Source organism: Mesorhizobium sp. M0016 (assembly GCF_040324035.1).
Taxonomy (GTDB): Bacteria; Pseudomonadota; Alphaproteobacteria; order Rhizobiales; family Rhizobiaceae; genus Mesorhizobium.
This window is the reverse complement of sequence record NZ_JAMYVM010000021.1, coordinates 22,141-44,686: the sequence shown is the minus strand read 5'-3', so window position 1 is coordinate 44,686 and position 22,546 is coordinate 22,141. Positions and strand designations below refer to the sequence as shown.

General features: G+C 63.9%; 20 protein-coding genes. 5 read left to right on the top strand and 15 right to left on the bottom strand.

Features of this window, described 5'->3' with window-relative positions:
• Positions 1–3 precede the first annotated feature (3 nt).
• Positions 4–1,173, bottom strand: coding sequence for an isobutyryl-CoA dehydrogenase (locus NKJ88_RS25145; protein ID WP_023744727.1), 1,170 nt, complete (start codon positions 1,171–1,173; stop codon positions 4–6).
• Positions 1,174–1,322: 149 nt separating this feature from the next.
• Here NKJ88_RS25145 and NKJ88_RS25140 point away from each other — a divergent pair, with 149 nt between their 5' ends.
• Both NKJ88_RS25140 and NKJ88_RS25135 read left to right on the top strand, forming a co-directional pair.
• On the top strand, positions 1,323–1,931 hold the full coding sequence (locus tag NKJ88_RS25140; protein WP_352445981.1) for a dimethylsulfonioproprionate lyase family protein: 609 nt from the start codon (positions 1,323–1,325) through the stop codon (positions 1,929–1,931).
• 2 nt (positions 1,932–1,933) lie between these two features.
• Positions 1,934–3,403 carry a cobyric acid synthase gene (locus NKJ88_RS25135; protein WP_352445979.1) on the top strand — a complete coding sequence of 490 codons (1,470 nt, stop codon included), beginning with the start codon at positions 1,934–1,936 and terminating at the stop codon, positions 3,401–3,403.
• Positions 3,404–3,551: 148 nt separating this feature from the next.
• Here NKJ88_RS25135 and NKJ88_RS25130 read toward each other — a convergent pair whose 3' ends face one another.
• Both NKJ88_RS25130 and NKJ88_RS25125 read right to left on the bottom strand, forming a co-directional pair.
• A complete protein-coding gene (locus tag NKJ88_RS25130; protein ID WP_023670429.1) occupies positions 3,552–3,722 on the bottom strand; it encodes a hypothetical protein in 171 nt (56 codons plus the stop codon).
• 52 nt (positions 3,723–3,774) lie between these two features.
• Positions 3,775–4,560 carry a TSUP family transporter gene (locus tag NKJ88_RS25125; protein WP_023823063.1) on the bottom strand — a complete coding sequence of 262 codons (786 nt, stop codon included), beginning with the start codon at positions 4,558–4,560 and terminating at the stop codon, positions 3,775–3,777.
• Positions 4,561–4,755: 195 nt separating this feature from the next.
• Between NKJ88_RS25125 and NKJ88_RS25120 the strand changes: the two genes are divergently transcribed.
• Complete coding sequence (locus tag NKJ88_RS25120) at positions 4,756–5,187, top strand: TerB family tellurite resistance protein (protein WP_023688142.1); 432 nt, start codon at positions 4,756–4,758, stop codon at positions 5,185–5,187.
• 115 nt (positions 5,188–5,302) lie between these two features.
• Here NKJ88_RS25120 and NKJ88_RS25115 read toward each other — a convergent pair whose 3' ends face one another.
• The 5 genes from NKJ88_RS25115 to NKJ88_RS25095 all read right to left on the bottom strand — a co-directional run bounded on the left by NKJ88_RS25115 (position 5,303) and on the right by NKJ88_RS25095 (position 11,938).
• A complete protein-coding gene (locus tag NKJ88_RS25115; protein WP_023710756.1) occupies positions 5,303–6,925 on the bottom strand; it encodes an ABC transporter ATP-binding protein in 1,623 nt (540 codons plus the stop codon).
• A complete protein-coding gene (locus NKJ88_RS25110; RefSeq protein ID WP_023706066.1) occupies positions 6,922–7,791 on the bottom strand; it encodes an ABC transporter permease in 870 nt (289 codons plus the stop codon). Before NKJ88_RS25110 ends, NKJ88_RS25115 begins: the two co-directional genes overlap by 4 nt.
• Positions 7,788–8,735, bottom strand: a complete 948-nt coding sequence (locus NKJ88_RS25105) for an ABC transporter permease (protein WP_352445976.1) — start codon at positions 8,733–8,735, stop codon at positions 7,788–7,790. Before NKJ88_RS25105 ends, NKJ88_RS25110 begins: the two co-directional genes overlap by 4 nt.
• Positions 8,736–9,060: 325 nt before the next feature.
• On the bottom strand, positions 9,061–10,536 hold the full coding sequence (locus tag NKJ88_RS25100; protein ID WP_352445974.1) for an ABC transporter substrate-binding protein: 1,476 nt from the start codon (positions 10,534–10,536) through the stop codon (positions 9,061–9,063).
• Between the two features lie 121 nt (positions 10,537–10,657).
• Positions 10,658–11,938, bottom strand: a complete 1,281-nt coding sequence (locus NKJ88_RS25095) for an acetylornithine deacetylase/succinyl-diaminopimelate desuccinylase family protein (protein WP_023751595.1) — start codon at positions 11,936–11,938, stop codon at positions 10,658–10,660.
• Between the two features lie 223 nt (positions 11,939–12,161).
• Here NKJ88_RS25095 and NKJ88_RS25090 point away from each other — a divergent pair, with 223 nt between their 5' ends.
• Positions 12,162–12,593, top strand: coding sequence for a L,D-transpeptidase (locus NKJ88_RS25090; RefSeq protein ID WP_023681747.1), 432 nt, complete (start codon positions 12,162–12,164; stop codon positions 12,591–12,593).
• 13 nt (positions 12,594–12,606) lie between these two features.
• Here the strand turns inward: NKJ88_RS25090 and NKJ88_RS25085 are convergent, their stop codons facing one another.
• The 7 genes from NKJ88_RS25085 to NKJ88_RS25055 form a co-directional block, all read right to left on the bottom strand.
• Complete coding sequence (locus tag NKJ88_RS25085) at positions 12,607–13,614, bottom strand: lipid A biosynthesis lauroyl acyltransferase (RefSeq protein ID WP_031199047.1); 1,008 nt, start codon at positions 13,612–13,614, stop codon at positions 12,607–12,609.
• 4 nt (positions 13,615–13,618) lie between these two features.
• On the bottom strand, positions 13,619–14,647 hold the full coding sequence (locus tag NKJ88_RS25080; protein WP_023815478.1) for a zinc-binding dehydrogenase: 1,029 nt from the start codon (positions 14,645–14,647) through the stop codon (positions 13,619–13,621).
• A 36-nt stretch (positions 14,648–14,683) separates the two neighbouring features.
• Positions 14,684–15,955: a beta-ketoacyl-ACP synthase gene (locus NKJ88_RS25075; protein ID WP_023700301.1), complete on the bottom strand. Its 1,272-nt coding sequence runs from the start codon at positions 15,953–15,955 to the stop codon at positions 14,684–14,686.
• Positions 15,956–15,997: 42 nt separating this feature from the next.
• Complete coding sequence (locus NKJ88_RS25070) at positions 15,998–17,188, bottom strand: beta-ketoacyl-ACP synthase (RefSeq protein WP_352445971.1); 1,191 nt, start codon at positions 17,186–17,188, stop codon at positions 15,998–16,000.
• Positions 17,189–17,243: 55 nt separating this feature from the next.
• Positions 17,244–17,525 carry an acyl carrier protein gene (locus tag NKJ88_RS25065; protein ID WP_010909964.1) on the bottom strand — a complete coding sequence of 94 codons (282 nt, stop codon included), beginning with the start codon at positions 17,523–17,525 and terminating at the stop codon, positions 17,244–17,246.
• Positions 17,526–17,734: 209 nt separating this feature from the next.
• Entirely contained in the window at positions 17,735–18,283 is a 549-nt protein-coding gene (locus NKJ88_RS25060; protein ID WP_023670442.1) for a histidine phosphatase family protein, read from the bottom strand.
• Between the two features lie 98 nt (positions 18,284–18,381).
• On the bottom strand, positions 18,382–21,396 hold the full coding sequence (locus NKJ88_RS25055; RefSeq protein ID WP_352445969.1) for a caspase family protein: 3,015 nt from the start codon (positions 21,394–21,396) through the stop codon (positions 18,382–18,384).
• A 145-nt stretch (positions 21,397–21,541) separates the two neighbouring features.
• Here NKJ88_RS25055 and NKJ88_RS25050 point away from each other — a divergent pair, with 145 nt between their 5' ends.
• The gene (locus NKJ88_RS25050; RefSeq protein ID WP_023670444.1) at positions 21,542–22,492 is read left to right on the top strand and encodes an AEC family transporter; all 951 of its coding nucleotides are present in this window, start codon (positions 21,542–21,544) and stop codon (positions 22,490–22,492) included.
• Positions 22,493–22,546: the final 54 nt, after the last annotated feature.

The window sequence follows — 22,546 nt, the reverse complement described above, 5'->3', positions numbered from 1 at the left end:
TGCCTACTGCCGTCCAATCAACGCCCGCGCGATGATGACGCGCATGATCTCGTTGGTGCCTTCGAGGATCTGGTGGACGCGCAGGTCGCGCACCAGTTTTTCGATACCGTAATCATGAAGATAGCCATAACCGCCATGCAGCTGCAGCGCCTCGTTGGCGACGTTGAAGCCGATGTCGGTGACGAAGCGCTTGGCCATCGCCGACCATTTGCCGGCGTCCGGCGCCTTGCGGTCTAGCTTCGAGGCGGCAGCATAGAGGAAAATGCGTGCCGCCTGCAGTTCGGTTTCCATGTCGGCCAGCCGGAACTGCAGCGCCTGGAACTGGTTGATCTTCGAGCCGAAGGCTTTGCGTTCGCCCGTATAGGCCAAAGCCTTGTCGAGCGCCGATTGCGCGCCGCCGAGCGAGCATGCCGCAATGTTGAGGCGGCCGCCGTCAAGGCCGGCCATGGCGATGCCGAAACCTGCGCCTTCCCCCGACAGCAGGTTTGCAGCCGGCACCTTGCAGTCCTCGAAGATCACCTGGCGGGTCGACTGCATGTGCCAGCCCATCTTGTGCTCGTTGGCGCCGAAGGACAGGCCGGGCGCATCCTTCGGCACGACGAAGGTGGAAATGCCCTTCGGCCCGTCGGCGCCGGTGCGCGCCATGACGACATAGAGGTCGCTGTCGCCGGCCCCGGAGATGAACTGCTTGGCGCCGTTGAGCACATAGTCGTCGCCGCTCTTCACCGCGCGCGTCTTCAGCGCCGCGGCATCCGAGCCTGAGCCCGGCTCGGTCAGGCAGTAGCTCGCCAGCCATTCCATCGAGGTCAGCTTCGGCAGGAAGCGTTGGCGCTGCTCGTCGTCGCCGAAGCGGTCGATCATCGACGCCGCCATATTGTGGATCGAGATGAAGGAGGAAAACGCCGGATCGGCGTGCGACAGTGCCTCGAAGATCAGCACGGCGTCGAGCCGGCCGAGCGCCGAGCCGCCGACATCGTCCCTGACATAGATGCCGCCGAGGCCGAGCGGGCCGGTCTCGCGGATTACATCGGCGGGAAAGTGTCTTGCCCGGTCCCATTCGAGCGCATTGGGCGCAACGCGATCGGCGGCGAAGGCCTGTGCCATCTCCTGGATGGCGCGCTGCTCCTCATTGAGTTCGAACTGACTGGTGCTCGCATCGACCGCGGCGTCCATGGCGTGCTCCCTATGTTTCCCCAGCTGGGGTTGGCTTGCTGGCCTGTTGTTTTTGGCTTTGCGCGCCGCTCAATCTAGACCAATGATGCCGCCGCGCAACCCGGCTCGCCGCGCAGCCGCTGTGCATGAATGGATCAACGGAGCATTGCGTGCCGACATATTTCGACGAATTGCTCGACCGCTTCCATGCCTATCTCCGGGGCGTGGACAACGCGCTGGTGCGGGACGCCGTGACCCGGATCGGCTGGAATATGACGGCGCGCGTGCTCGAAGCGCATCCGCTGCCTTGCCTTGGTCTGCTCGACCGCATTGTCGAACTGGCGCCGCCGGACCCGCAGCCCCTGGTGCGACTGCTGGCGGAGCGTCGTGACGATCTGTGCTGGGGGCAGACCTACAACGCGAGCGATTTTGGTGAAGCGTTCTTGCAAAAATACGGCTGGCTGGAGGTGTTTGGCACGCGCGGCCATTTCGCCAATGAAGAGGTCGCGGCCGGATTGCTGATCCTGGGGCCCGGCATCACCTATCCCGACCATCATCACATTGCCGAGGAGATCTACATTCCGCTGACCGGCGGCACCGAGTGGCGCATGGGCGAAGGCGGCTTTCACACCCGCCAGGCGGGCGAAATTATCCATCACGCCTCCAATGTCAGCCATGCCATGCGCACCGGCAGCGAAGCGTTGCTGGCGCTCTACATCTGGCGCGGCGGGCCGCTGTCGCAGAAGTCGACCGTTTCCGGCGCGCAGGGCAGGGGCTGAGCATGGCCAAGGCGATCATGCTGCAAGGCACGGGTTCGGATGTCGGCAAGACGGTGCTGGTGGCGGGGCTCTGCCGCGCGGCGAAGAATCGCGGGCTGAAGGTCAGGCCGTTCAAGCCGCAGAATATGTCGAACAACGCCGCCGTCGCCGACATTGCGGGTGACGAAAGCGGCGGCGAGATTGGCCGTGGGCAATGGCTGCAAGCGCTGGCGTGTGGTGTTCAGCCGACCGTGCATATGAATCCGGTGCTGCTCAAACCCCAGAGCGACATCGGTTCGCAGGTGATCGTGCAGGGCAAGGTGTTCGGCGAGGCGCGTGCGCGCGACTACCAGACAATGAAAGCGGGGCTGATGGACGCCGTGCTGGAGTCCTGGACGAAGGTCGGTGAGGGCGCCGATCTGGTCGTCGTCGAGGGCGCCGGATCGCCGGCCGAAATCAACCTGCGCAGCCGCGACATCGCCAATATGGGCTTTGCCACGCGCGCCGACGTGCCGGTCATCCTGGTCGGCGACATCGACCGCGGTGGCGTCATCGCTTCGGTCGCCGGCACGCATCTGATCCTGCCGGAGGAAGACAGGCGCATGATCGTCGGCTACCTCATCAACAAGTTCCGCGGCGATGTCTCGCTGTTCGACGACGGCATCCGGTCGATCGAAAGCTTCACCGGCTGGCGCTGCTTTGGCGTCGTGCCGTGGCTGAAGGCGGCGGCGCGATTGCCTTCGGAGGATTCGGTCGTGCTCGAACGCCTGGCATCGGGCGAGAAGCGGGCGTTGAAGGTCGCCGTGCCGATGCTTGGCCGCATCGCCAATTTCGACGACCTCGACCCGCTCAAGGCCGAGCCGCAGGTCGAAGTGGTGTTCGTGCCGCCGGGGCAGCGCTTGCCGGAGGATGCCGGCCTGGTGGTCATTCCCGGTTCCAAATCGACGATCGGGGATCTCATGAAATTCCGCGAGAATGGCTGGGATCGCGATCTCCTCGCGCACCGCAAACGCGGCGGCCATATCGTCGGCATTTGCGGCGGCTTCCAGATGCTCGGCCGCCTGGTGCGCGATCCCGATGGCATCGAGGGCAGCGTCACCGAGGCGGAAGGTCTTGGTCTGCTCGACATCGAGACGGTGATGGAACCGGAAAAGACGGTGCGCAATGTCAGCGCCCGCTCGGTGCCGTTTGGACTGGCGCTTGAAGGTTACGAAATCCATCTCGGCCGCACCACCGGGCCGGACATGGCGCGGCCGTCGGCTGTGATCGACGGCATCGACGACGGTGCCATTTCCGCCGATGGCAAGGTTTTTGGCACCTATCTGCACGGCCTGTTTTCCGCCGACGCTTTCCGGGCGAGATTCCTGGAAAGCCTCGGCGTGAAAGGCGGCGGCATCGACTATCGCGCGGACGTGGAAAAAGCGCTGGACGAGATCGCCACCGAGCTGGAGCGCCATCTTGAGTGCGATGCGATTTTTGGGTTAGCAAGGTAGGGCCGTCCACCGTTTCGCCATCCTCGGGTCTGCGCGTCCGCTTCGCTTCATGGCCATCCTTCCGCGGAAGAGCCTAACGGACCATGCATCCAAAGCAAAAGCGCCCGGCTTTTGACCGGGCGCTTCGAATTGCAGAAGTCTCGGGTGCCTAGGCGCCGCGCATCAGGCAGGCGGCGGCAAGCACAATGTATGCGATGAGGACAATCCACACCGCAGCCAGAGGAATGAACGCAAGAACGCCAAGCGCGGCGAGCACGCCGATGATGGCGATGACTAGGGATATGATGAAAACAAGCTGAGTGGGTGCACTAAGATTCATGTGTGGTCCCTCCAACATGATTCGTACAACGGCATCCTATCAGGCGTGAGGCTTATACACCAATCAGCTGGCGCAATGGGTTCGCCGGGTCGGCCAGCAGCTTCACCGCCAGCGCCAGGCAGATGATCACCAGCAGCGGCTTGATCAGCCGGGCGCCGATGCGGATGGCAAGGCTGGCGCCGAGCCGGGCGCCGAGGAACTGGGCGACGCCCATCATCAGCCCGATCTTCCAGTAGACGACGCCGGCGATGGCAAAGACGATGAAGCCGCCAATGTTGGAGGCGAAATTGAGCAGCTTGGTGTGTGCCGTCGCCTTGAGCACGCCGAAGCCGGCAAGGCTGACGAAGGCCAGCATATAGAAGGAGCCGGCTCCCGGCCCGAACAGCCCGTCATAGAAGCCGACCAAAGGGGCGATGATCAGCCCGAACAGGAAGGGCGACAGGCGCTCGGCGCGGTCGACATCGTTCATGTTGGGTTTCACGGCGAAGTAGATCGCGATGGCGATCAAAAGCAGCGGCAGCAGCGCCCGCAGGAGATCACCTGGCACGAATGCCGCCAGCAAGGCGCCGACGGCACTGCCGGTAAGGGCCAGAAGCGCCGATGGCAGCTGTCGACGCAGATCGACATGGCCATTCCTGGCATAGTGGATGGTCGCCGAAGCGGTGCCGAAAATGCCCTGCAGCTTGTTGGTTCCAAGTGCTGCGACCGGCGGGAATCCGGCAAGCAGCAGGGCCGGGATGGTGATCAGCCCGCCGCCGCCGGCTATCGAATCGACAAAGCCGGCTGCAAAGGCGGCGAAGGCAAGCATGATGACGGTGTGGGTAGCGAGGTCGAGCATCGGGATTTCTGAACATTCCGGCGGGAAAGGTGATGCCGCGCCTTCTCATGGCCATCTGGTTTGCGCAAGGCCGATTCCGCGCTACGTCCATCCAAGCGCGTTGCGCTTGGATTTCCTGTGGTGCATGTCATTATCCCAATACCGCTGGGCAATTTTGGGTCATGTGCACTGGGCGGACTCGGAAAAGGGATACTGTTGGCGATGGCATTGCTCGACCAGATACGCTCGATCTTCGATGGTGACCCCGGCGTGCGCAAGGTTGCCGACGACCCGGTGCTGTCGGCGGAACTCTTGATGCTGTTTCGCATGATCCTGGCCGACGGCTCGGTTTCGGAGAGCGAGATGGTCGCCTTCCGGCGCATCTGCAAGGACGCCTTCGGCATCCCGGAAACCAGCATCGACGCGGTCATCGAATATCTCAATGATTTCGGCTACGAGACCAACGGTTCGCAAGCCATTGCGCTGTTCCGCGATCTCGATGTCGAACGGCGCAAGTTGCTGGCGCTCCACATGGCGGAGATCGCCAAAGCCGATTCCAAACTGGCAGAGAGCGAAGTGCGGCTGTTGCGCCGCACGCTCGATTTGCTCGACATCAGCCCGGTCGATGTGGTGAAGCCGGAGGAGTGAGGCAGACCAGGGGCAACGGCCGCCCGGCCGGGTCCCCGCTGCTTCGCAGCGTCCCAGCGTTCGTGACCTTTCATCGTGCCACTGGCACGATGAATTCGCTCCGCGAACCGGTCGCTCAGCCCTGTTCCTGCATACGGTGAGCGATCGCCCGATGCAGATCGGGCGCAGCCGCGACCAGCGCCCTGGCCGCCTCCGACTGCGGATGATCGAGCACGTCGCCGGTCTTGCCGCGCTCGACGATCCTGCCGTCATGCATGACCAGCACCTCATCGGTGATGGCGCGGGCGACGGTCAAATCGTGAGTGATGAAGAGATAGCCAATGCCGAGCTTCTGGTTGAGCTCTGCGAACAGATCGAGGATCTGGGCGCGGATCGACACGTCGAGCGCCGAGACCGGCTCGTCGGCGACGACCAGCTTCGGCCTTGTGATGATGGCGCGGGCGATCGACAGGCGCTGGCGCTGGCCGCCGGAAAACTCATGCGGATATTTGTCCATGTCGCTGACGCCGAGGCCGACCTCGTGCAGCGCATGCGCCACCATCTCGCGCCGCTCGGCCGGTGTCGGCTTCTTTTCCAGTACATGCAGCGGCTCGGCGACCAGTTTCTCGACCTTCTGGCGCGGGTCGAAAGAGCCGTAGGGATCCTGGAACACCACCTGCATGTCGCGCCGCGCGGCTTTGAGCTCCGCCTCGCTTTTGCCGGTGATGGTCTCGCCGCGAAAGCGGATCGTTCCCGATGTCGATTTGTCGAGCGCCAGGATCATGCGGGCAAGCGTTGACTTGCCGCAGCCGGAGCGGCCGACCAGCGCCACCGATTGGCCCGGCGCCAGCGACAAGGACACGTCGTCGACGGCGCGGATTGGAGCCGCTGACTTGAACAGGGAGGTGCGCCGGCCCGGATAGTCCCGTGTCACGCCTTCGACCTCAAGCAGCGGTTTGCCCTGGCCGGTGGCGTGAACCTTGGCGCGCGCGGGCACGTGCATGGAGGCCAGCGCCAGCTGGCGCGTGTAGGGATGCAGCTGTTCCGATAGCGTGCGTGCGGTGTCGCCGGCTTCCATCACCTCGCCATGACGCAGGATGGTGATGCGGTCGGCCATTTCGGTGACGACGGCGAGATCGTGCGAGATCAGAAGCAGGCCCATGCGGTTTTCGCTGACAAGGCCGCGCAAGAGGTCGAGGATCTGCGCCTGCAGCACCACGTCGAGCGCCGTGGTCGGCTCGTCGGCGATGAGCAGCTTGGGTTTCAATGCGCAGGCAATGGCGATGACGACGCGCTGGCGCTGGCCGCCCGACAGTTCGTGCGGATAGCGCGACAGCGGGAATTTGGCCTCGGGCAGGCCGACGCGGTCGAGCATTTTGCGCGCCCGGTCTTCGGCTTCCGCGCGGCTTGCCCTGGTGTGCCAGCGTATGCCTTCAGCGACCTGCTCGCCGATCGTCTTGACCGGGTTAAGCGCCGTCATAGGTTCCTGGAACACCATGCCGATGTCGTCGCCGCGCAGCGCGCACATCTGGTCCTCGGTTGCGGCCAGAATATCGATGCCGTCGAAGGTCACGCGGCCGGTGGCGCGCGCAGCATGCGGCAGAAGCTGCATGATGGTCAGCGCCGTCATCGATTTGCCCGAGCCGGATTCGCCGACCAGCCCCATCACCTCGCCGGGCGCGACGGAGAGGTCGACCCCTTTCAGGATCGGCGTGTCGCCGATGGCCAGCGACAGGTTCTCCATCTGCAGCAGGCTCATCGCTGCCGCCGCGATTTCGGGTCGAGTATGTCGGCGATGCCGTCGCCGAGCAGATTGAGCCCAAGCACCGTGACGACGATGGCCATGCCGGGGAAGATGGCCATCCAAGGCGCCACCACCATGCGCGTCTGAGCGTCGAACAGCATGCGGCCCCAGCTCGGCATTGGCGGCTGGGCGCCGAGGCCGACATAGGAGAGGCCGGCTTCGGCCAAAATGCCAAGCGCGAACTGGATGGTGCCTTGCACCAGAAGCAGCGTGGCGATGTTGGGCAGCACGTGCTCGGTTGTAATCTGCGCTTTGCTCTTGCCGGCGGCGCGGGCGGCGAGGATGAATTCGCGCGGCCAGATCGCCAGCGCGCCGGCGCGGGCGACGCGCGCAAACACCGGGATGTTGAAGATGCCGATGGCGATGATGGCGTTGATTGCGCCCGGTCCGAAGATGGCGGTGATCATGATCGCCGACAGCAGCGCCGGGAAGGCGAAGACGAGGTCGGTCAGCCGCATCAGCGCCTCGTCGACCAACCCGCCGCGCGCCGCGGCGAAGGCGCCGAGCGGCACGCCGACGCCCATGCCGATGCCGACCGCGACCAGCGCCACGGCAATCGAGTTGCGGGCGCCGACCATGATCATCGACAGGATGTCGCGGCCGAAATGATCGGTGCCGAACCAGTGCGCCGCAGAGGGCGCCAGCGTCTTGTCCGAGATCACCAGTTTGGTCACGTCGTAGGGCGTCCAGACGTAGGAGATGACCGCTATTGCAGCCACCAGCACCGTGATGGCGAAGCCGATGAGGAAGGAGCGGTTGCGGAAGGCCTTGGCCAGAATGCTGCCCAACGTCTCCTGCGGGATGTCGATGTGCAGCGTCATTGCCGGCCTCGAAGGCGCGGATCGACGATGGCGTAGGAGACGTCGACGACGAGGTTGACCGCAATGACGGCGACGACCAGCAGCATGACGATGCTTTCCACCACGATCAGGTCGCGCTGAGTGATCGCCTGGAACACCAGCCGTCCGAGGCCGGGGAGATAAAAGACGTTCTCGATGATGATGGTGCCGGCGAGCAGGAAGGCGAATTGCAGGCCCAGAATGGTCAGAACCGGGATCATCGCGTTGCGCAGCGCGTGCCGCCATAGCACGGCGCGGTAAGGCAGGCCCTTGGCGCGGGCGGTGCGGATATAGTCCTCGTTCAGCACCTCGATCAGCGCCGAGCGGGCAACGCGCGCCAGGATCGCCGCCTGCGGCAGAGCGAGGGCGATGGCCGGCAGCAGCAGCGATTTCAGCGCCGGCAAGGCGCCGGCGCTCCAGCCGGGAAAGCCGCCGGCCGGCACCAGCCGCAGCCAGACGGCAAAGAGGTAGATCAGCATCAGCGCGAACCAGAAGTTCGGGATGGCAACGCCGAGCTGGGCGGCGCCCATGGCGATCGTATCGCCGGCCCGCCCGCGCCGGCTGGCGGAATAGAGCCCGACCGGGATGGCAATGATGGTGGACAGCGCCAGCGCGATCAGCGCCAGCGGCAGGGAAACCGCCATGCGCTCGCGGACAAGGTCGATGACCGGCACTGAATAAGTGTAGGAGCGGCCGAAATCGAGGCTGAGCAGACCGCCGACCCAGTGGAGGTAGCGCAGGAGAAGCGGCGCGTTGAGGCCCATCTGGTTGCGCAGGAGTTCGACCTGCTCGGCGCTGGCGTTGAGGCCAAGCATCAGCCGCGCCGGATCGCCGGGCAGGATTTCTAGCACGGCGAAGACGACCATCGAGGCCAGGATCAAGGTTGCGATGGCGATGGCGAGGCGTTTGAGGAGGTAGGCGGTCATGGTGGAGGGGCGCCCGGTGCGGCTGCGCCTTGAAAGTCGAGTTCCCCCCCACCCCCCTCTGTCCTGCCGGACCCGGCCCTTCGCTGTCGCTTCGGGCGTTCGTTGTTCGGAAAGCCAAGCAGTTGGCTTTCCGTCCGCTGCGCGGACCACTCCTCACCCCCCGCAAGGGGGGAGATCAGCAGGTTCTGTGTCGTCGACCAGCGTTCAACGTTCGCGATAGGCGAAAGCGGAGATGAGAGCCCGATCTCCCCCCTTGCGGGGGAGATGCCCGGCAGGGCAGAGGGGGGTGTGACGGAGCGCAAACGCCGCCCTTTGGCCCGCCGCCTCAATCCGTCCACTTCACCTTGGTCAGATCATTCGCCTGGATCGGCGCATTCTCCCACAGGCCCTGCAGCTTGGCGTCCCAGACGCCGACCTTCGGCAGTTCATAGAGGAAGCCGACCACGGCGTCGTCGGCCAGGATCTTCTGTGCTTCGCCGAGCAGCGTGTTGCGCTTGGCGTCGTCGGAGGTGAGGTTCAGCTCGGCGATGATCTTGTCGAAGGCGGGGTTGTCGTAGTTGAAGTAGTAGTCCTTGCGCGAGTAGATATCGATGTCGTTGGGCTCGGTGTGGGAGACGATGGTCAGGTCGTAATCCTTCTTGGTGAACACCTGGTCCAGCCACTGCGCCCATTCGACCGGAATGATTTCCAGGTCGATGCCGACATCGCGCAGCTGCGAAGCGATGATCTCGCCGCCAAGCCGCGCATAGGAAGGCGGCGGCAGTTTCAGCATCGCCTTGAAGCCGTTCTCCAGGCCGGCCTGCTTCAGCAGTTCCTTGGCCTTGTCGACATTGTGCGGATAGAGGCCGGTGAGGTCGACATAGGCCTTGCTGGCCGGCGACATGTGCGAGCCGATCGGCACGCCGAGGCCGGCCGAGGCGCCGTCGATGATCGCCTTGCGGTCGAGCGCGAAGGCAATTGCCTGCCGCACCTCGAGCTTGTCGAAAGGCGGCTTCTTGTTGTTGATCGCCAGAATGGTCTCGCCCTCGGTCGAGCCGATCACCACCTTGAAGCGCGGATCGTCCTTGACCTGCGCGACGCTGTCGGGATCGAAGAAAGGGAAAGCCTGGATGTCGCCGGAGAGCAGCGCCGGCACGGCGGCGGCGGCGTCGGGAACGATGCGGAACTCGGCCTTGTCGAGGAACACCGGGGCGCCCCAGTAAGTGTCCGATTTCACCAGCGTGATCGACGAGCCCTTGGCCCAGCTCTGGAATTTGAACGGGCCGGTGCCGATGGGCTTTTCCTTGTTGGTGTCGGCGCTCTCGGGCGCCACGATCACGGCGTCGCCCCAGCCCAGATTGTAAAGGAACGACCCTTGCGGGTTCTTCAGCGTCACCTTGACCGTTGCCGGATCGACGACTTCGACCGTATCGATGGCGGCGAACAAGGCCTTTTGCGCGTTTACGGAATTGTCGGCACGGGCGCGGTCGAGGGAGAACTTCACGTCGCCGGCGTCGAAATCGCTGCCGTCATGGAATTTGACGCCGGTGCGCAGCTTGAAGGTGTAGACCTTGCCATCGTCGGAAATGGCCCAGCTCTCGGCAAGGTCGGGCAGCACTTCGCCATTCGGGCCGATGCGGGTCAGGCCCTCGAAGACGTTGGCGTAGAGCACTTCGTCGATCGCCGCGGCAGCACCGGCGGTCGGATCGAGATGTGGCGGCTCGAGCGTAATGCCGATCACCAGGTCGGTGCGTGCGGCAAATGCCTGACTGCCGGCCAGTGCCAGCACTGCGGCGGCAAGAATGGTTTTCCACAATTTCATCGTGCAACTCCCAAATGCTCGAACCCTGGTACGATAGAAGCGTGATTTCGAGGTGGAGTAAATTGCGTTTCGTGCTCTGCAGCGGCGCGGGGAGGAATGTTTTTTCAGCGAAGTCGATGGTTCAGTCCGCGGCCGTGCCCCTAAGCAGCACATTCAGCCCGATCGCCATCACCTTGGCCGACTCCACCATGTCAGAGATACCGACCCATTCGTCGGGCCGGTGGGCGAGGTCCAAAATGCCCGGGCCATAGGCGATGCAATCATAGATGTGGCCGATGCGGGCGATGTGCTTCTGGTCGTAAGTACCTGGTGAAATGACATAATCCGGCTCGCGGTCGAAGATCGCCATGATGCCTTGCGCCACCGCCTTGACCACTGGCGCATCGCGCTCGGTCATCAGCGGCAGCACCTCCATCAGGTCGCGAATCTCGTAGTCGAACTTTTTGCGCTCGCGCTTCAGCCGGTCGAGGATATCGGTCACCTCGCTCTTGACCGTGGCAAGGTCCTCCTCGAGCAGGAAGCGGCGGTCGATGGTCAGCCGGCAAGCGTCGGGCACGTTGGGTGAGGGCAGGCCGGGGCGGAAATCCTCGGTCTGGCCGCCATGGATCGAGTTGATGTTCATGGTCGAGCGCTTTGCGCCTTCGGGCACGACAGGCATGCGCGTCACCTTGCGGTCGAGCGCCGGAAAAAGTTCATCCTCGAAGGCCTGCAGCACGGCGCCCATGTGGCGCACGGCATTGTCGCCGAGGAACGGCATCGAGCCATGCGCGATCTCGCCCTTGGTCTCGATCTCCGCCCACCAGACGCCGCGATGGCCAAGACAGATGCGGTCCTTGTTCAGCGGCTCGGGGATGATGACGTGGTCGACCTTGGGTTTCGAGAAATAGCCGAGCCTGGCCAAATGGGCGACGCCGCCGAAGCCGCCGGACTCTTCATCGACGGTGCCGGAGATTTCGATGGCGCCGGGAAAGTCGGGGAAAACCTCCATGAAGGCTTCCGCCGCGATGATCGAGGCGGCCATGCCCCCTTTCATGTCGCAGGCGCCGCGGCCGTAGACCTTGCCGTCCTTCACCACCCCGGCAAAGGGATCGACGCTCCAGCCTTCGCCGGCTTCGACCACATCGATGTGCGAGTTGAAATGGACGCAGGCCCCAGGCGAGCGGCCGTCGAAGCGGGCGACGACATTGACGCGGGGATAGCGGTCGGTGTCGCCGGGCGTGCCTTCGGCGCGGATGAATTCGGTTTCGAAGCCAAGCCTGCCTAGGCGCGCACCGATATATTCGGCGCAGGGGCGATAGGCTTCGCCGGGCGGGTTGATGGTCGGGAAGCGGATCAGGTCGGCGGTCAGTGCGACCAGGTCATCAACACGGGCGTCTATCGCTTTGAAGAGTCGTTCGCTCATTCCCGGATTTGAGCAGGCAAGGGGGTGGTTTTGCAAGCATCGCGCCACTGGCGCCGAAACTTCGTGTCGCAGCGGCAACTATGGCGGGAAAATCGTTCAAATTCGCTGCTTTAGATTGGCGAATTTATCAAGGAGTGTGTGCTAGGTCACTCACCTGTCGTTAAAAAGATGAAAAACCGCGTGATGACAGGGCAGGCAAGGGGCATCAAAGGGGTTTGATCTCATGACTAAAATCGTTCTCATGGCAGCTGCTTTTGCTGCGATGCTGTTCGGCACGTCCATCGAAAGCAGGGCTGCCTCGCTGGTGGCCAGCATCGACGTCTCGTCGCAGACCATGACCGTCAGCCAATACGGCCAGGTGCTTTATCGCTGGAGCGTGTCGACCGCGCGCAGCGGCTATTTCACGCCGCGTGGCACCTATCGGCCGCAACGCACGGCGCGGATGTGGTATTCGAAGAAATACCACATGTCGCCAATGCCTTACTCGGTGTTCTTCCATGGCGGCTACGCCATCCACGGCACCGGCGCGGTCAGGCAGCTAGGGCGTCCGGCATCGCATGGCTGCGTGCGGCTGCACACCGCCAATGCCGCGATGTTCTATGCGATGGTGCGCGAAGTCGGCTTCGGCAATACGCGGATCGTTGTTACGAACTGAGCCTATCGGCGACTTAAGATTGACGCTGCCGCTGGCCGGTGGCGTTGGCCTGTCCACGCCGGCGGCGACGCCGGCCTGAGATTTCCCACCTTTTGTGGAACCACATCCACTGTCCCGGATCCTCGCGCACCCAGCGCTCGACCACGTCGGCGAGCAGTTGGGTGGTGGCCGCGACATCGACGCTGCCGCTTTCATTGCGCGGCAAGGTCAGCTTGTCCTCGATCTCGAGGCGGAAGCGGTTGCCAGGCAGCCGCACACATCGCGCCGGATAGACGTCGCAATCATAGTGACGGGCGAGCATGCCCAGAACCGGATTGCTCTGGCATGGGCGGTTAAAGAAGATCGTCTCCAGCCCGCTGGAGAATTTCTGGTCGACTAAAACGCCGATATTGCCGCCTTTCTCCAGAATCGACGCCAGCGCGAAGGAGGCGCCGGTCGAAGACGGCAGCAAGGCGCCCATGCTCGAACGCCGCGTCGAATGGATATAATCGGCGAGGTAAGGATTGTTGGGCGGACGAAACAGCGCCGTGATCTTCATGCCGAACGTCGCGGCTGCCACGGGCAGCAGCTCGAAATTGCCGAGATGGCCGGTGAACAGGATATGCGGTTTGTCCTCGCCAGCTATCTGATGGAAATGATCGGCGCCACCGACTTCGACGCGGCCGGGCGTCGCTGCCTTCGGATCATAATCGAAGAGCGCGTCAAGAAAGATGTATTCGGCGGCGAGCCGGGCCATGTTGCCCCACATGTCGGAGGCGATGGCCTCGATCTCGACATCGCTCTTTTCGGGATAGGCAAGGCGCAGATTGTCGATGGCGACACGGTGGCGCCCGACCCGCGGACCGATGCGCCGGGCCGCGCGGTCGGCGAAATTGAGCGCCCTGTCCGCGGGCAGGAGGCGCAGCAGCGAGATGATCGTCATCGCCACGCGCGCCACCAGCCAGTGCTCCATCTGGCGCAGTCTTCGGCCATAGCGGAACATGAAGTCCCGGCGGGCTTTCTTGAACACCTTGCCGACCATAGTCCTAAGAAACGCGCAGGATGATCTTGCCGAACACGTCGCGGCCTTCCATGCGCTTCAACGCGGCGTCGATGCCGTCGAAGCCGACTTCGGTGTCGATGACAGGTGCGACCTGTCCCGCCGCCATCTTCTGCATGGCGTTGGCCATGTTCTCCATGCGGCAGCCGAAGGACCCGAGCAGCTTCAGCTGCTGCTGGAACAGCTGCATCAGATTGATCTGCGTCGACACGCCCGAGGTCGAGCCGCAGGTGACGAGGCGGCCGCCGCGCTTGAGGCAAAGCATCGAGGCGGCAAAGGTGTCGGCGCCGACATGTTCGAAGACGACGTCGACGCCCTTCTTCCTGGTGAGCTTGCGCACGACGCCTTCGAAACGATCGTCGCGGTAGTTGATGACATGGTCGGCGCCGAGCGCCTTGGCCTTGTCGATCTTGTCGTTGGAACCGACCGTGGTGATGATGGTGCAACCCATGCGCTTGGCCAGCTGGATCGCCGCCGAGCCGATGCCGGAGCCGCCGGCATGGATGAGGATGGTTTCGCCGGGCTGCAGCTTGGCATTGTCGAACAGCATGTGCTCTACGGTGCCGAAGGTGACGGGGGCGACGGCAGCGCCGACATCGGTCACGCCGGGAGGAGCAGGGACCAGCAGGCGCGCCGGCAGGTTGATCTTCTCCTGGGCAAAGCCGTCGAGATGGAAGCCGTGGACGCCCGAGACATGTTCGCAGAGATTGTCGCGGCCTTCGCGGCAGGCGCGGCAAAGGCCGCAGGTGCGCGCGCCGTAGATCGACAGCAATTGTCCGGGCAGCAGGCTGGAGACGCCGGGGCCGACAGCTTCGACCTCGCCGGAGGCTTCGGCGCCGACGACCAGCGGCAGCTTACGCTTGGCAAAGGCCATGCCACGCCAGCCCCAGACGTCGATATGGTTCAGCGCCACCGCCTTGATGCGCAGCGTGACTTCGCCCAATGCGGGGGGCGGCGGGGGCGGCAGGTCCACCGTTTCAAGACGGCGGTCCTCGATAAGTTGCAGTGCGCGCATGGGGCCTGTCAGTTCAGTCTGGCTGAAAAAGGTCGCTTAGACCGGTTCCCGCGCCATGACAAGGCAAGTGTTCTGGCCGCCGAAGCCGAACGAGTTCGAGAGCACGGTGCCGACTTCGGCATTGCGCTTCTTGTTGGGCACCACGTCGAGCACGATTGCCGGGTCGGGATTGTCGTAGTTGATGGTCGGCGGAATGACGCTTTCGCGCATGGTCATCAGCGAAAACGCCGCTTCGACGGCGCCGGCCGCCGACAGCGTGTGGCCGATCATCGACTTGTTGGACGAGACCGGCATCGAGCCGATGCGATCGCCGAACACGGTCGACAGCGACAGATGCTCCATCTTGTCGTTTTCCGGTGTCGAGGTGCCGTGAGCGTTGACGTAGTCGATCTCGTCCTTGCTCAAGCCGGCATCGGCAAGAGCGGCGCGCACTGCTGCGATCGCCGGGGAACCGTCGGGCTTGGAACGGGTGCGATGGAAATCGTCGGCCTTTTCACCGCAGCCGCGCAGGATGCCGAGAACGCTTGCGCCCCGTGCAAGGGCCGCCTCAAGCGATTCCAACACCAGAGCGCCGGAGCCTTCGGCCAGCACAAAGCCGTCGCGGTCCTTGGAGAAGGGTTTTGACGCCTTTTCCGGGATGTCATTGTGGGTCGACAGCGCCGAGAGCAGCGAAAAGCGGATCAGCGCCTCGGCGGTTGCCGAACCGTCGGCGCCGATCGACAGCGCCCGGTCGCATTCGCCGCGCCGGATCGCCTCGACGCCGAGCTGGATGGCGGTGGCGCCCGAAGCGCAGGCCGTCGACAGCGTGATCGGCAGGCCGCGCGTGCCAAAGCGGTCGGCCAGCCGGTCGGCGATCGCGCCGAACTGCGTGCTTGCGAACGTATCTGTTTCCTTCAGCCCGCGCGCCACCCTGAGCAGCCTTTCGGCGCCGGCGCCTTTGCCGTCGGAATTGTAGAGCGCGAAGCGATCCTGCCAGTCGAGTTCGACCGGCGGCGAGGCGAGGAACAGAGGCCCGCCAAAATCAGAGGAATCGAGGCCGGATTCGGCCACCGCCTCCTTCGCTGCGGTTTCGGCCAGCTCGTAGGTCAGCAGGCTGGCGCCTTTCGAGCTTGAGTCGAGGAAGTCGACCATGCCGGAGATGCGGGTGTTGAGGTGGTCGACGGGAAAGCGGGTGATCGGGTGGATGCCCGATTTGCCGGAGGTCAGTGCCGCCCAGTTATCGGCCTTGCCGATGCCGAGCGACGTTACCACGCCGATGCCGGTGACGGCGACGATCGGCCTGCCCATGTGATCTCTGAGATTGGCCATCCGGAACCTCTTAACTTTGCAGCACGATCGCGCAGCGCTGCTTCAAGCAGCGTTGACCAGCGCCATGCCCTCGAATTGGTGATAGCCGATCGCCGTTGCGAGCACGGTTTCGGGAATGCCTTCGAACGGCTTCTCGGCCGCGGCGTCGAATACGGGGTAGGCGGCCTTGCGGTCGACGGCCAGGGCGGCGAGGGCGACCGCGAATGGAAACTGCGCTTCCTTCATATGCCCGGTCAGCGTGGCGAAGCCGCGCGCCGATATCGCCGGATTGGCATCCAGCGCTGACTTTTCGGCTGACGTTGCGGTATGCGCCCCGGATGCGCCCGACAGGGCCAGCAACTTGCCGTTCGGGAGAGCCGCCTGTTTGAGCAATGCCGCGATCTCGGCGTCAAGCTCGCCGCGCGAGCGCCGGGCGCGGCCTGAGACGACCGGTCCGAGCTCGGCATAGATTTTCCGCCCACGGCTTTGCGCGTGTTCGCGCTGCTCCAGCACCAGGAACGCGCCGCCGGAGCCGGAGACCAGGCCACCGCCCTCGGCGCCCTGTCTCTGCCAGACCGGCTTCCATGGGCCGCGATGCAGATAACCGGCCAGCTCATAGCCGAGCAGCATGTCGGAATGTTCGGTCTGGAAGGCGCCGCCGACCAGTATGTGCGTCGACTGTCCGGAGCGGATGCGCGCGGCGGCGGTCTCGACGGCGGCGACGCCGGCACCTTCCTCGCCCATGAAGGTCCTCGACGACCCCGTCACCTTGTGGACGATGGAGATGTTGCCGGCGAGCAAATTGGAGAGCTGGGCCAGGAAAAGCGTCGGCCGCAATTCGGTGGTCAGTTTCTCGTTGAGCAGCACGTCGCGGTCGTTGCGGCTCTCGGACGCGGCGAGGATGGCGGCATCGACCGCCTCGTCCCGCTCGCCGCCGCCGGCGGCCACCACCATGTCCATCGTCGTGCAGAGATCGTCATTGCCCTTGATGCCGGCGTCGTCCAGCGCCATGCCGGCGGCATAGGTGCCCAGCCTCTGCCAGGTTTCCATCTGCCGCTGGTCGCCGCGCTTGGCGATCTGCAGGTTCCAGTCGATCTCCGGCAGGGGATGCACGGTGTAGGGCGCAAAGCGCGCGGCTTCGAGCACCGGCTGCAAGCCGGGCTGCGCCAGCTTCTGCCAGTGGGTATCCGGACCCTCTCCCAGCGAGGAGACAAGGCCGATACCGGTGATGACGACGTCGCGACGGCTGCTCATGAGCGGCTTTGTGGGTCAGGCGGCGCAGCCCGTCAAGGCCGCGCGCCAGCCGATATCAGGCGGTCTTGGCGGCGACCAGCGCGTCGATCTTGGCGCACAGGTTCTTCATGACGAAGTAATCGTCGGTCGAAGCCTTGCCGTCATTGACTTCCTGGGTCCACTTTTCCAGCGGCACCTTGATGCCGAATTCCTTGTCGATGGCAAAGACGATATCAAGGAAATCGAGACTGTCGATGCCGAGATCGTCGATCGTGTGGCTCTCGGGAGTGATGGTGTCGATATCGATCTCGCTGGTGTCGGCAATGATCTTGGCGACTTTGTCGAACGTGGTGGACAAGGGCTCTTCCTTCGGTTGCGGGCGGAATCTGTCCGCATCTGGTTTGGGCGCTGTCTAATCGGTTTTTCCCGGCAGGAAAAGGCCTGATGCGCCGGGCGCAGATGGGATGGCCCTTCCGTGAAGACAAGAAGGGCAGCCCGACAAGCCGGCGGCCCTCCCAGTTGACGTTACGTCAGCTCAGTTTTCGCGGAGCTTGACCACTGGCTTTCTCAGAACGTGACGCGGCCGAGCACGCGCAAGCCATCGCCCTGCGGCTCGACCACCACCGCTTCGCCCTCGCGCGGCGAGACGCCGGTCAGCGCGACGATGTTTTCGAGATGCGTGACCATGACCAGATTGTCGGAACCGGTGTAGGCGCGGATTTCCTTCATCACCGCGTCGAGCTGCGCGGCCTTCTCGGTCGGATCGCTCCTCAGGAGGTCTAGCGGCGCAAAGAGCTCCGGCTCCGCTTCGAAGGCGATGCGGGCAGTGTCGAGGCAGCGGCAATAGCGGCTGGACAGCACCCGCTCGATGGGGGCGGCGCGGGCGCCGAACAAGGCGCCGATCTTGCTCGCCTGCTGCTTGCCGCGCGCCGATAGGTTGACCTGGGTGGCGCAGTTGTCGATGACGAAATTGGCGGGGTCGGTGGTGCCGGTGACCAGTGCATGGCGAAGCAGCACGACATGGCCGCCGTCACGCAGCAGCGCCCAGCCGGCGTCGGTCGCGTGGGCGACGGCGGGAACAGCAAGCAGGAACAGCGACAGCACAAACCGAATCATCGAAACCTTTCCGGGAGCCGGATGCCGCTCCGGTCATTCTGATATAGGGATCGGAAAGCCGGCACAAAGACAAGCGAAAGGCGAACCCTCGGTTCGCTTCACATTTTCGCCATTTGCTTCTTCGCCAGCTCGATCTTCTGATCGGTGAGCGGGATAGGGATCGTGTAGCCGGCTTCGGTGAAGCCCTGCTTGGCGTTCTCGAAGAATTCGATCGCCTTGAGATATTCCGGCTTGCCCGCGCCATAGCTGGCGCGGTTCCAGTGGACGTCGCCGATATTGTTCTGCTCGAAGGCCCACTGCAGCGGCTGACTTTCGCGCGTAAACACCTTCAGCGCCGCCGTGAACGCCGCTTCGGCGTCGTTGAGATATTTGTCGGTCCGCTGGAGATTGCCGAGATTGAGCAGGCTCATACCGATGCCATTTTGAGCGTTGGCCCAGTCGACCGGCGCGGCCTCGATGGTGAGTATTTCGAGCGCTGCCCGCCGCGCCGCAATCGAATCCTGCAGCGTCTTGGCATCGCCATTGCTCATGCTCAACCAGTGCAGCGTCGAGCCCAGGCCGGCCTGGGCCATTGCCCATTGCCGCGGGTTGGTCTCGCGCTTGTACTCGCGCAACGCATTGCCGTAGGCGTCGACCGCCTCGCTGTAATGCTCGGGCTTGTCGGTGACGCCGCCGAGAAGCTGCAGCGTGTTGCCGAGATTGTAGTAGCTCATCGCCCAGTCCTGCGGGAACTTCCGCCTGACATAGACCTGCCGTGCCGCCTGGAAGGCTGCCGCCGACTGTTCCAGCTTGGCCGCATCACGCGTGCGCTGGCCCAGCGTCTGATAGATCGAGCCGAGATTGTTCTGGGCTGACGCCCAGTCCATCGGGAAGCGCTTGCGGGTAAACACCGTCAGAGCGTCGTCATAGGCAGCAGCAGCTTCTTCGAGCGTAGCCGTGCCCATATCGAAGCGGGCGATACCGCTCAGCGCATTGCCCAGGTTGAGGCGGCTGGTCGCCCAGGACACCGGGAAAGTTTCGCGGGTTCGCACTTCCAGCGCGGCGCGAAACGCGTCGGCCGCCTCGTTGATCTTCGCCTTGTCGTTGAGCTGGATGCCAAGCGTTACAAGCGTGTTGCCGAGATTGTTCTCGACCATCGCCCATTCCACGGGTGCTTTCTCGCGTGTGTATTCCTCAAGCGCCAGCCGGTAGGCTGCTTCGGCCTGGGTGAGATGCTCGCCGGCAGGCTCACGCTCGGAGAGTGCATAGAGCGCGAGGCCTAGATTGTTCTGCGAACCGGCCCAGTCCAACGGCAGCTTGTCGCGCGGACGCTTCTCAAGGGTGGCGCGCGTCGCCGCCACCGCTTCATTGAGACGCTTCGGGTCGCTCTCGCGTTCGCCGATCTTCAGAAGCACGTTGGCCAGGTTGTTCTGCGCCGCGGCCCAGTTGCGGTCGTCCTTCTCGCGCTCGAACACCACCAGCGAATCGCGGAAAATCACCGCTGCTTCTTCGAGATGCGCAGTCTCGGTTTCGCGCTCTCCAATGGTCTGCAGCACCACCGCCATGTTGTTGCGGGTGATTGCCCAGTCGCGATTCTGTTCGCCATTGGGGATGAAGTTCAAGATGGTGCGATAGGCCTCGATGGAGTGCTGCAGCGCATCGAGGTCGCCGGTGGCGTAGCCATGAGCGTTCAACGCCTCGGCCTCCTGGTTCTTGTAGTTCCAGCGCAGCTTTTCGTCCCACTTCTCGACCAACGAATACGCCTTGGCATAGTCGTTGGCGGCGGATTTGTAGTCGAAGACCAGCGCGGCGGCGTCGGCGCGTTTGGCATAGATGGCGGCGTCGGCGATGCGCTTTTGCCGGAGCAGGTCCTCGGCCTCGTCGACCGCACCGCTGTTTTCCTCGATCCGGCCGACCGCGTCGTCGAGGAATTTGCGCGCCGTCACCATGGCGCCCTGGCCTATGGCCTTGTCGGCGGATGCGACCAGGCGACTGATCTCGGGATCGTCGGTGCGTAATGCGGCGCGCTCGGCCATCATCTTCTTCAGACGCTCGGCCTGGCTGTCCAGCACCTTCTGCAGGTCGTTGGGATCCTCAGGGATCTTTTCCGTGCCGAGCGCCTTGAGCACGCCGTAGAGCGCGTCAAGGGGCACGCCGTCCTGCAGAGAAGCCAACTCCACCTGAGCCCGTTTGGGATCGGGCAGGTCGGAAATGGTCAGCAGCAATTGCCGCCGCTCACCGGTGATCAGCCCGTCGTCGCCGGTCGGTTCCGGCGGCGCGACGCCGAAATAGAGCAGGCGACGCAGACTCTCGCTGACCCAGGGGCGCTGCTTTGCCTTGGTGTCGAGATAGACCTCCTCGGTGACCATGCGCATGACCGAGCCGAATTCCGTGCCTTTCATCGCGGTGAGGTGGCGCAGCAGGGCGGCGGCGTAGGGGCTGTTTTCGCCGGCGGCGCCATCAAGTGCGGGTCGGCCCGGCTCAGCGGCGAAGCCGACCACGGTTCCCAGGCTGGCATTATCCAATGAGGCATCGGCGAGGGCTTTTGCGCCGCGCACCGGTTCCAGCCCGCCGGCGCCGACAGGCTCGGCGGAAGCCGTCGGCCCGCGTCGCACGACCGCGTCCGGCGGAAACGGGTTGGTGCGGCAGGCGTCAAGCAGCACGATCGTCACCGGCACGGTCTTTTTCAGCTCGTCCATGACGGCTGAAATCGGCACCAGCGCCTCACCAGCATTTTTCAACGACGAGACGTCGGCATCGACCGGCACCAGATAATTCTCGCCGCCCGCCTCGATGCCGTGGCCGGAATAATAGATGAAGGCGACGTCGGCGCCTTCGGCGTCCTCGACAAACCGATCGAGATCGCGCTTCAGCTTGGCGGCATCGCGATCGGTGACGTTGCGGGCGTCGAAGCCGAGGTCGGTCAGCATCTTGGCCATGTCGCGGGCGTCGTTGGCCGGGTTGGCAAGGGCTGCGATGTGTTTGTATTTCGACTGGCCGATGATCAGCGCCACGCCCTTGAGACTTTTGGTCTCGGCGGCCTGGGCCACAGATACGCCAAGGCAAAGCAGTATAGCGACGAAACCCGCCAGCCACCCCTGTCTGAAATGACGCTGTTTCGGCGTCGCAACCATTCGCTGTGTGTCCGCCCTGATGATCCCAAGCCTGTATAGCGCTGCCACCCGACCATGATCAAATTCAGGCGCCGGGCGGATCGAGGATCAGTTTCTGAAGATCATGGCGATTGCGCTGGAATCCGGGCTCGCCTATCCCTGAAAAATGTCTCCGCTTACCGAAACCGTTCTTTTCGTCTTCAGCCTCGTTGCGCTCGGCTATGTCACCGGGCTCACCGGCTATCTGAAACCGGCCAGCGGGGACGGCATCTCCGAATTCGCCATCAACGTGGCGATGCCGCTGCTGCTGTTTCGGACGATGGTGAATTCCGATTTCCACGGCGTGGCGCCCTGGTCGCTGTGGGGTGCTTATTTCGCGGCGGTTGCAATGACATGGGCCGCCGGCCATCTGGTGACGACACGGATCTTCGGGCGGGACGCGCGCACCGGCATCGTCGGTGGAGTGTCGTCATCCTTCTCGAATGTGGTGTTGCTGGGCATTCCCTTCGTTCTCGGCGTATTCGGGTCCAGCGGATTCGAAGTGCTGTCGCTGCTCGTTTCCGTGCACCTGCCGACCATGATGATGGCTTCGATCATCATGTTCGAGATATTTGGCCGCGGCGGCAGCGAGCCCGTACACCCGCTGCGCATCATCCAGAGCTTTCTGAGAAGACTGTTCACGAACCCGCTGATCATCGGCATCCTGGCCGGGCTGGCATGGCGCCTCACCGGCGCGCCGCTGCCGAACCTTGCGACGCGGCTGGTCGATGCGCTGGCTAACACCGCCGGGCCGGTGGCGCTGTTCGCCATGGGGCTCAGCCTGCGCCGTTTCGGCATTTCCGGTAACATCCGACCGGCGCTGGCGCTGTCGACGCTGAAACTGTTCCTGATGCCGGCGCTGGTGCTCGGCCTGGTCTGGCTGTTTGGCCTGCCGCCCTTGACGGCCAAAGTGGCGGTCGTGGTGGCGGCGCTGCCGTCCGGCATCAATTCCTATCTCATCGCCGTTCAGTTCAACACCGGCCAGGCGCTGGCGTCGAACCAGATGACCATCGCCACGGCAAGCGCGGTTGTTACAACCGCCTTTTGGCTGACGGTGGTGGTTCATGTCTTTGGGTAGGCTTGGTCTTCGGCAAGGCTGGTCTTTGGCAAGGCTGGTCTTTGACAAGGCTGC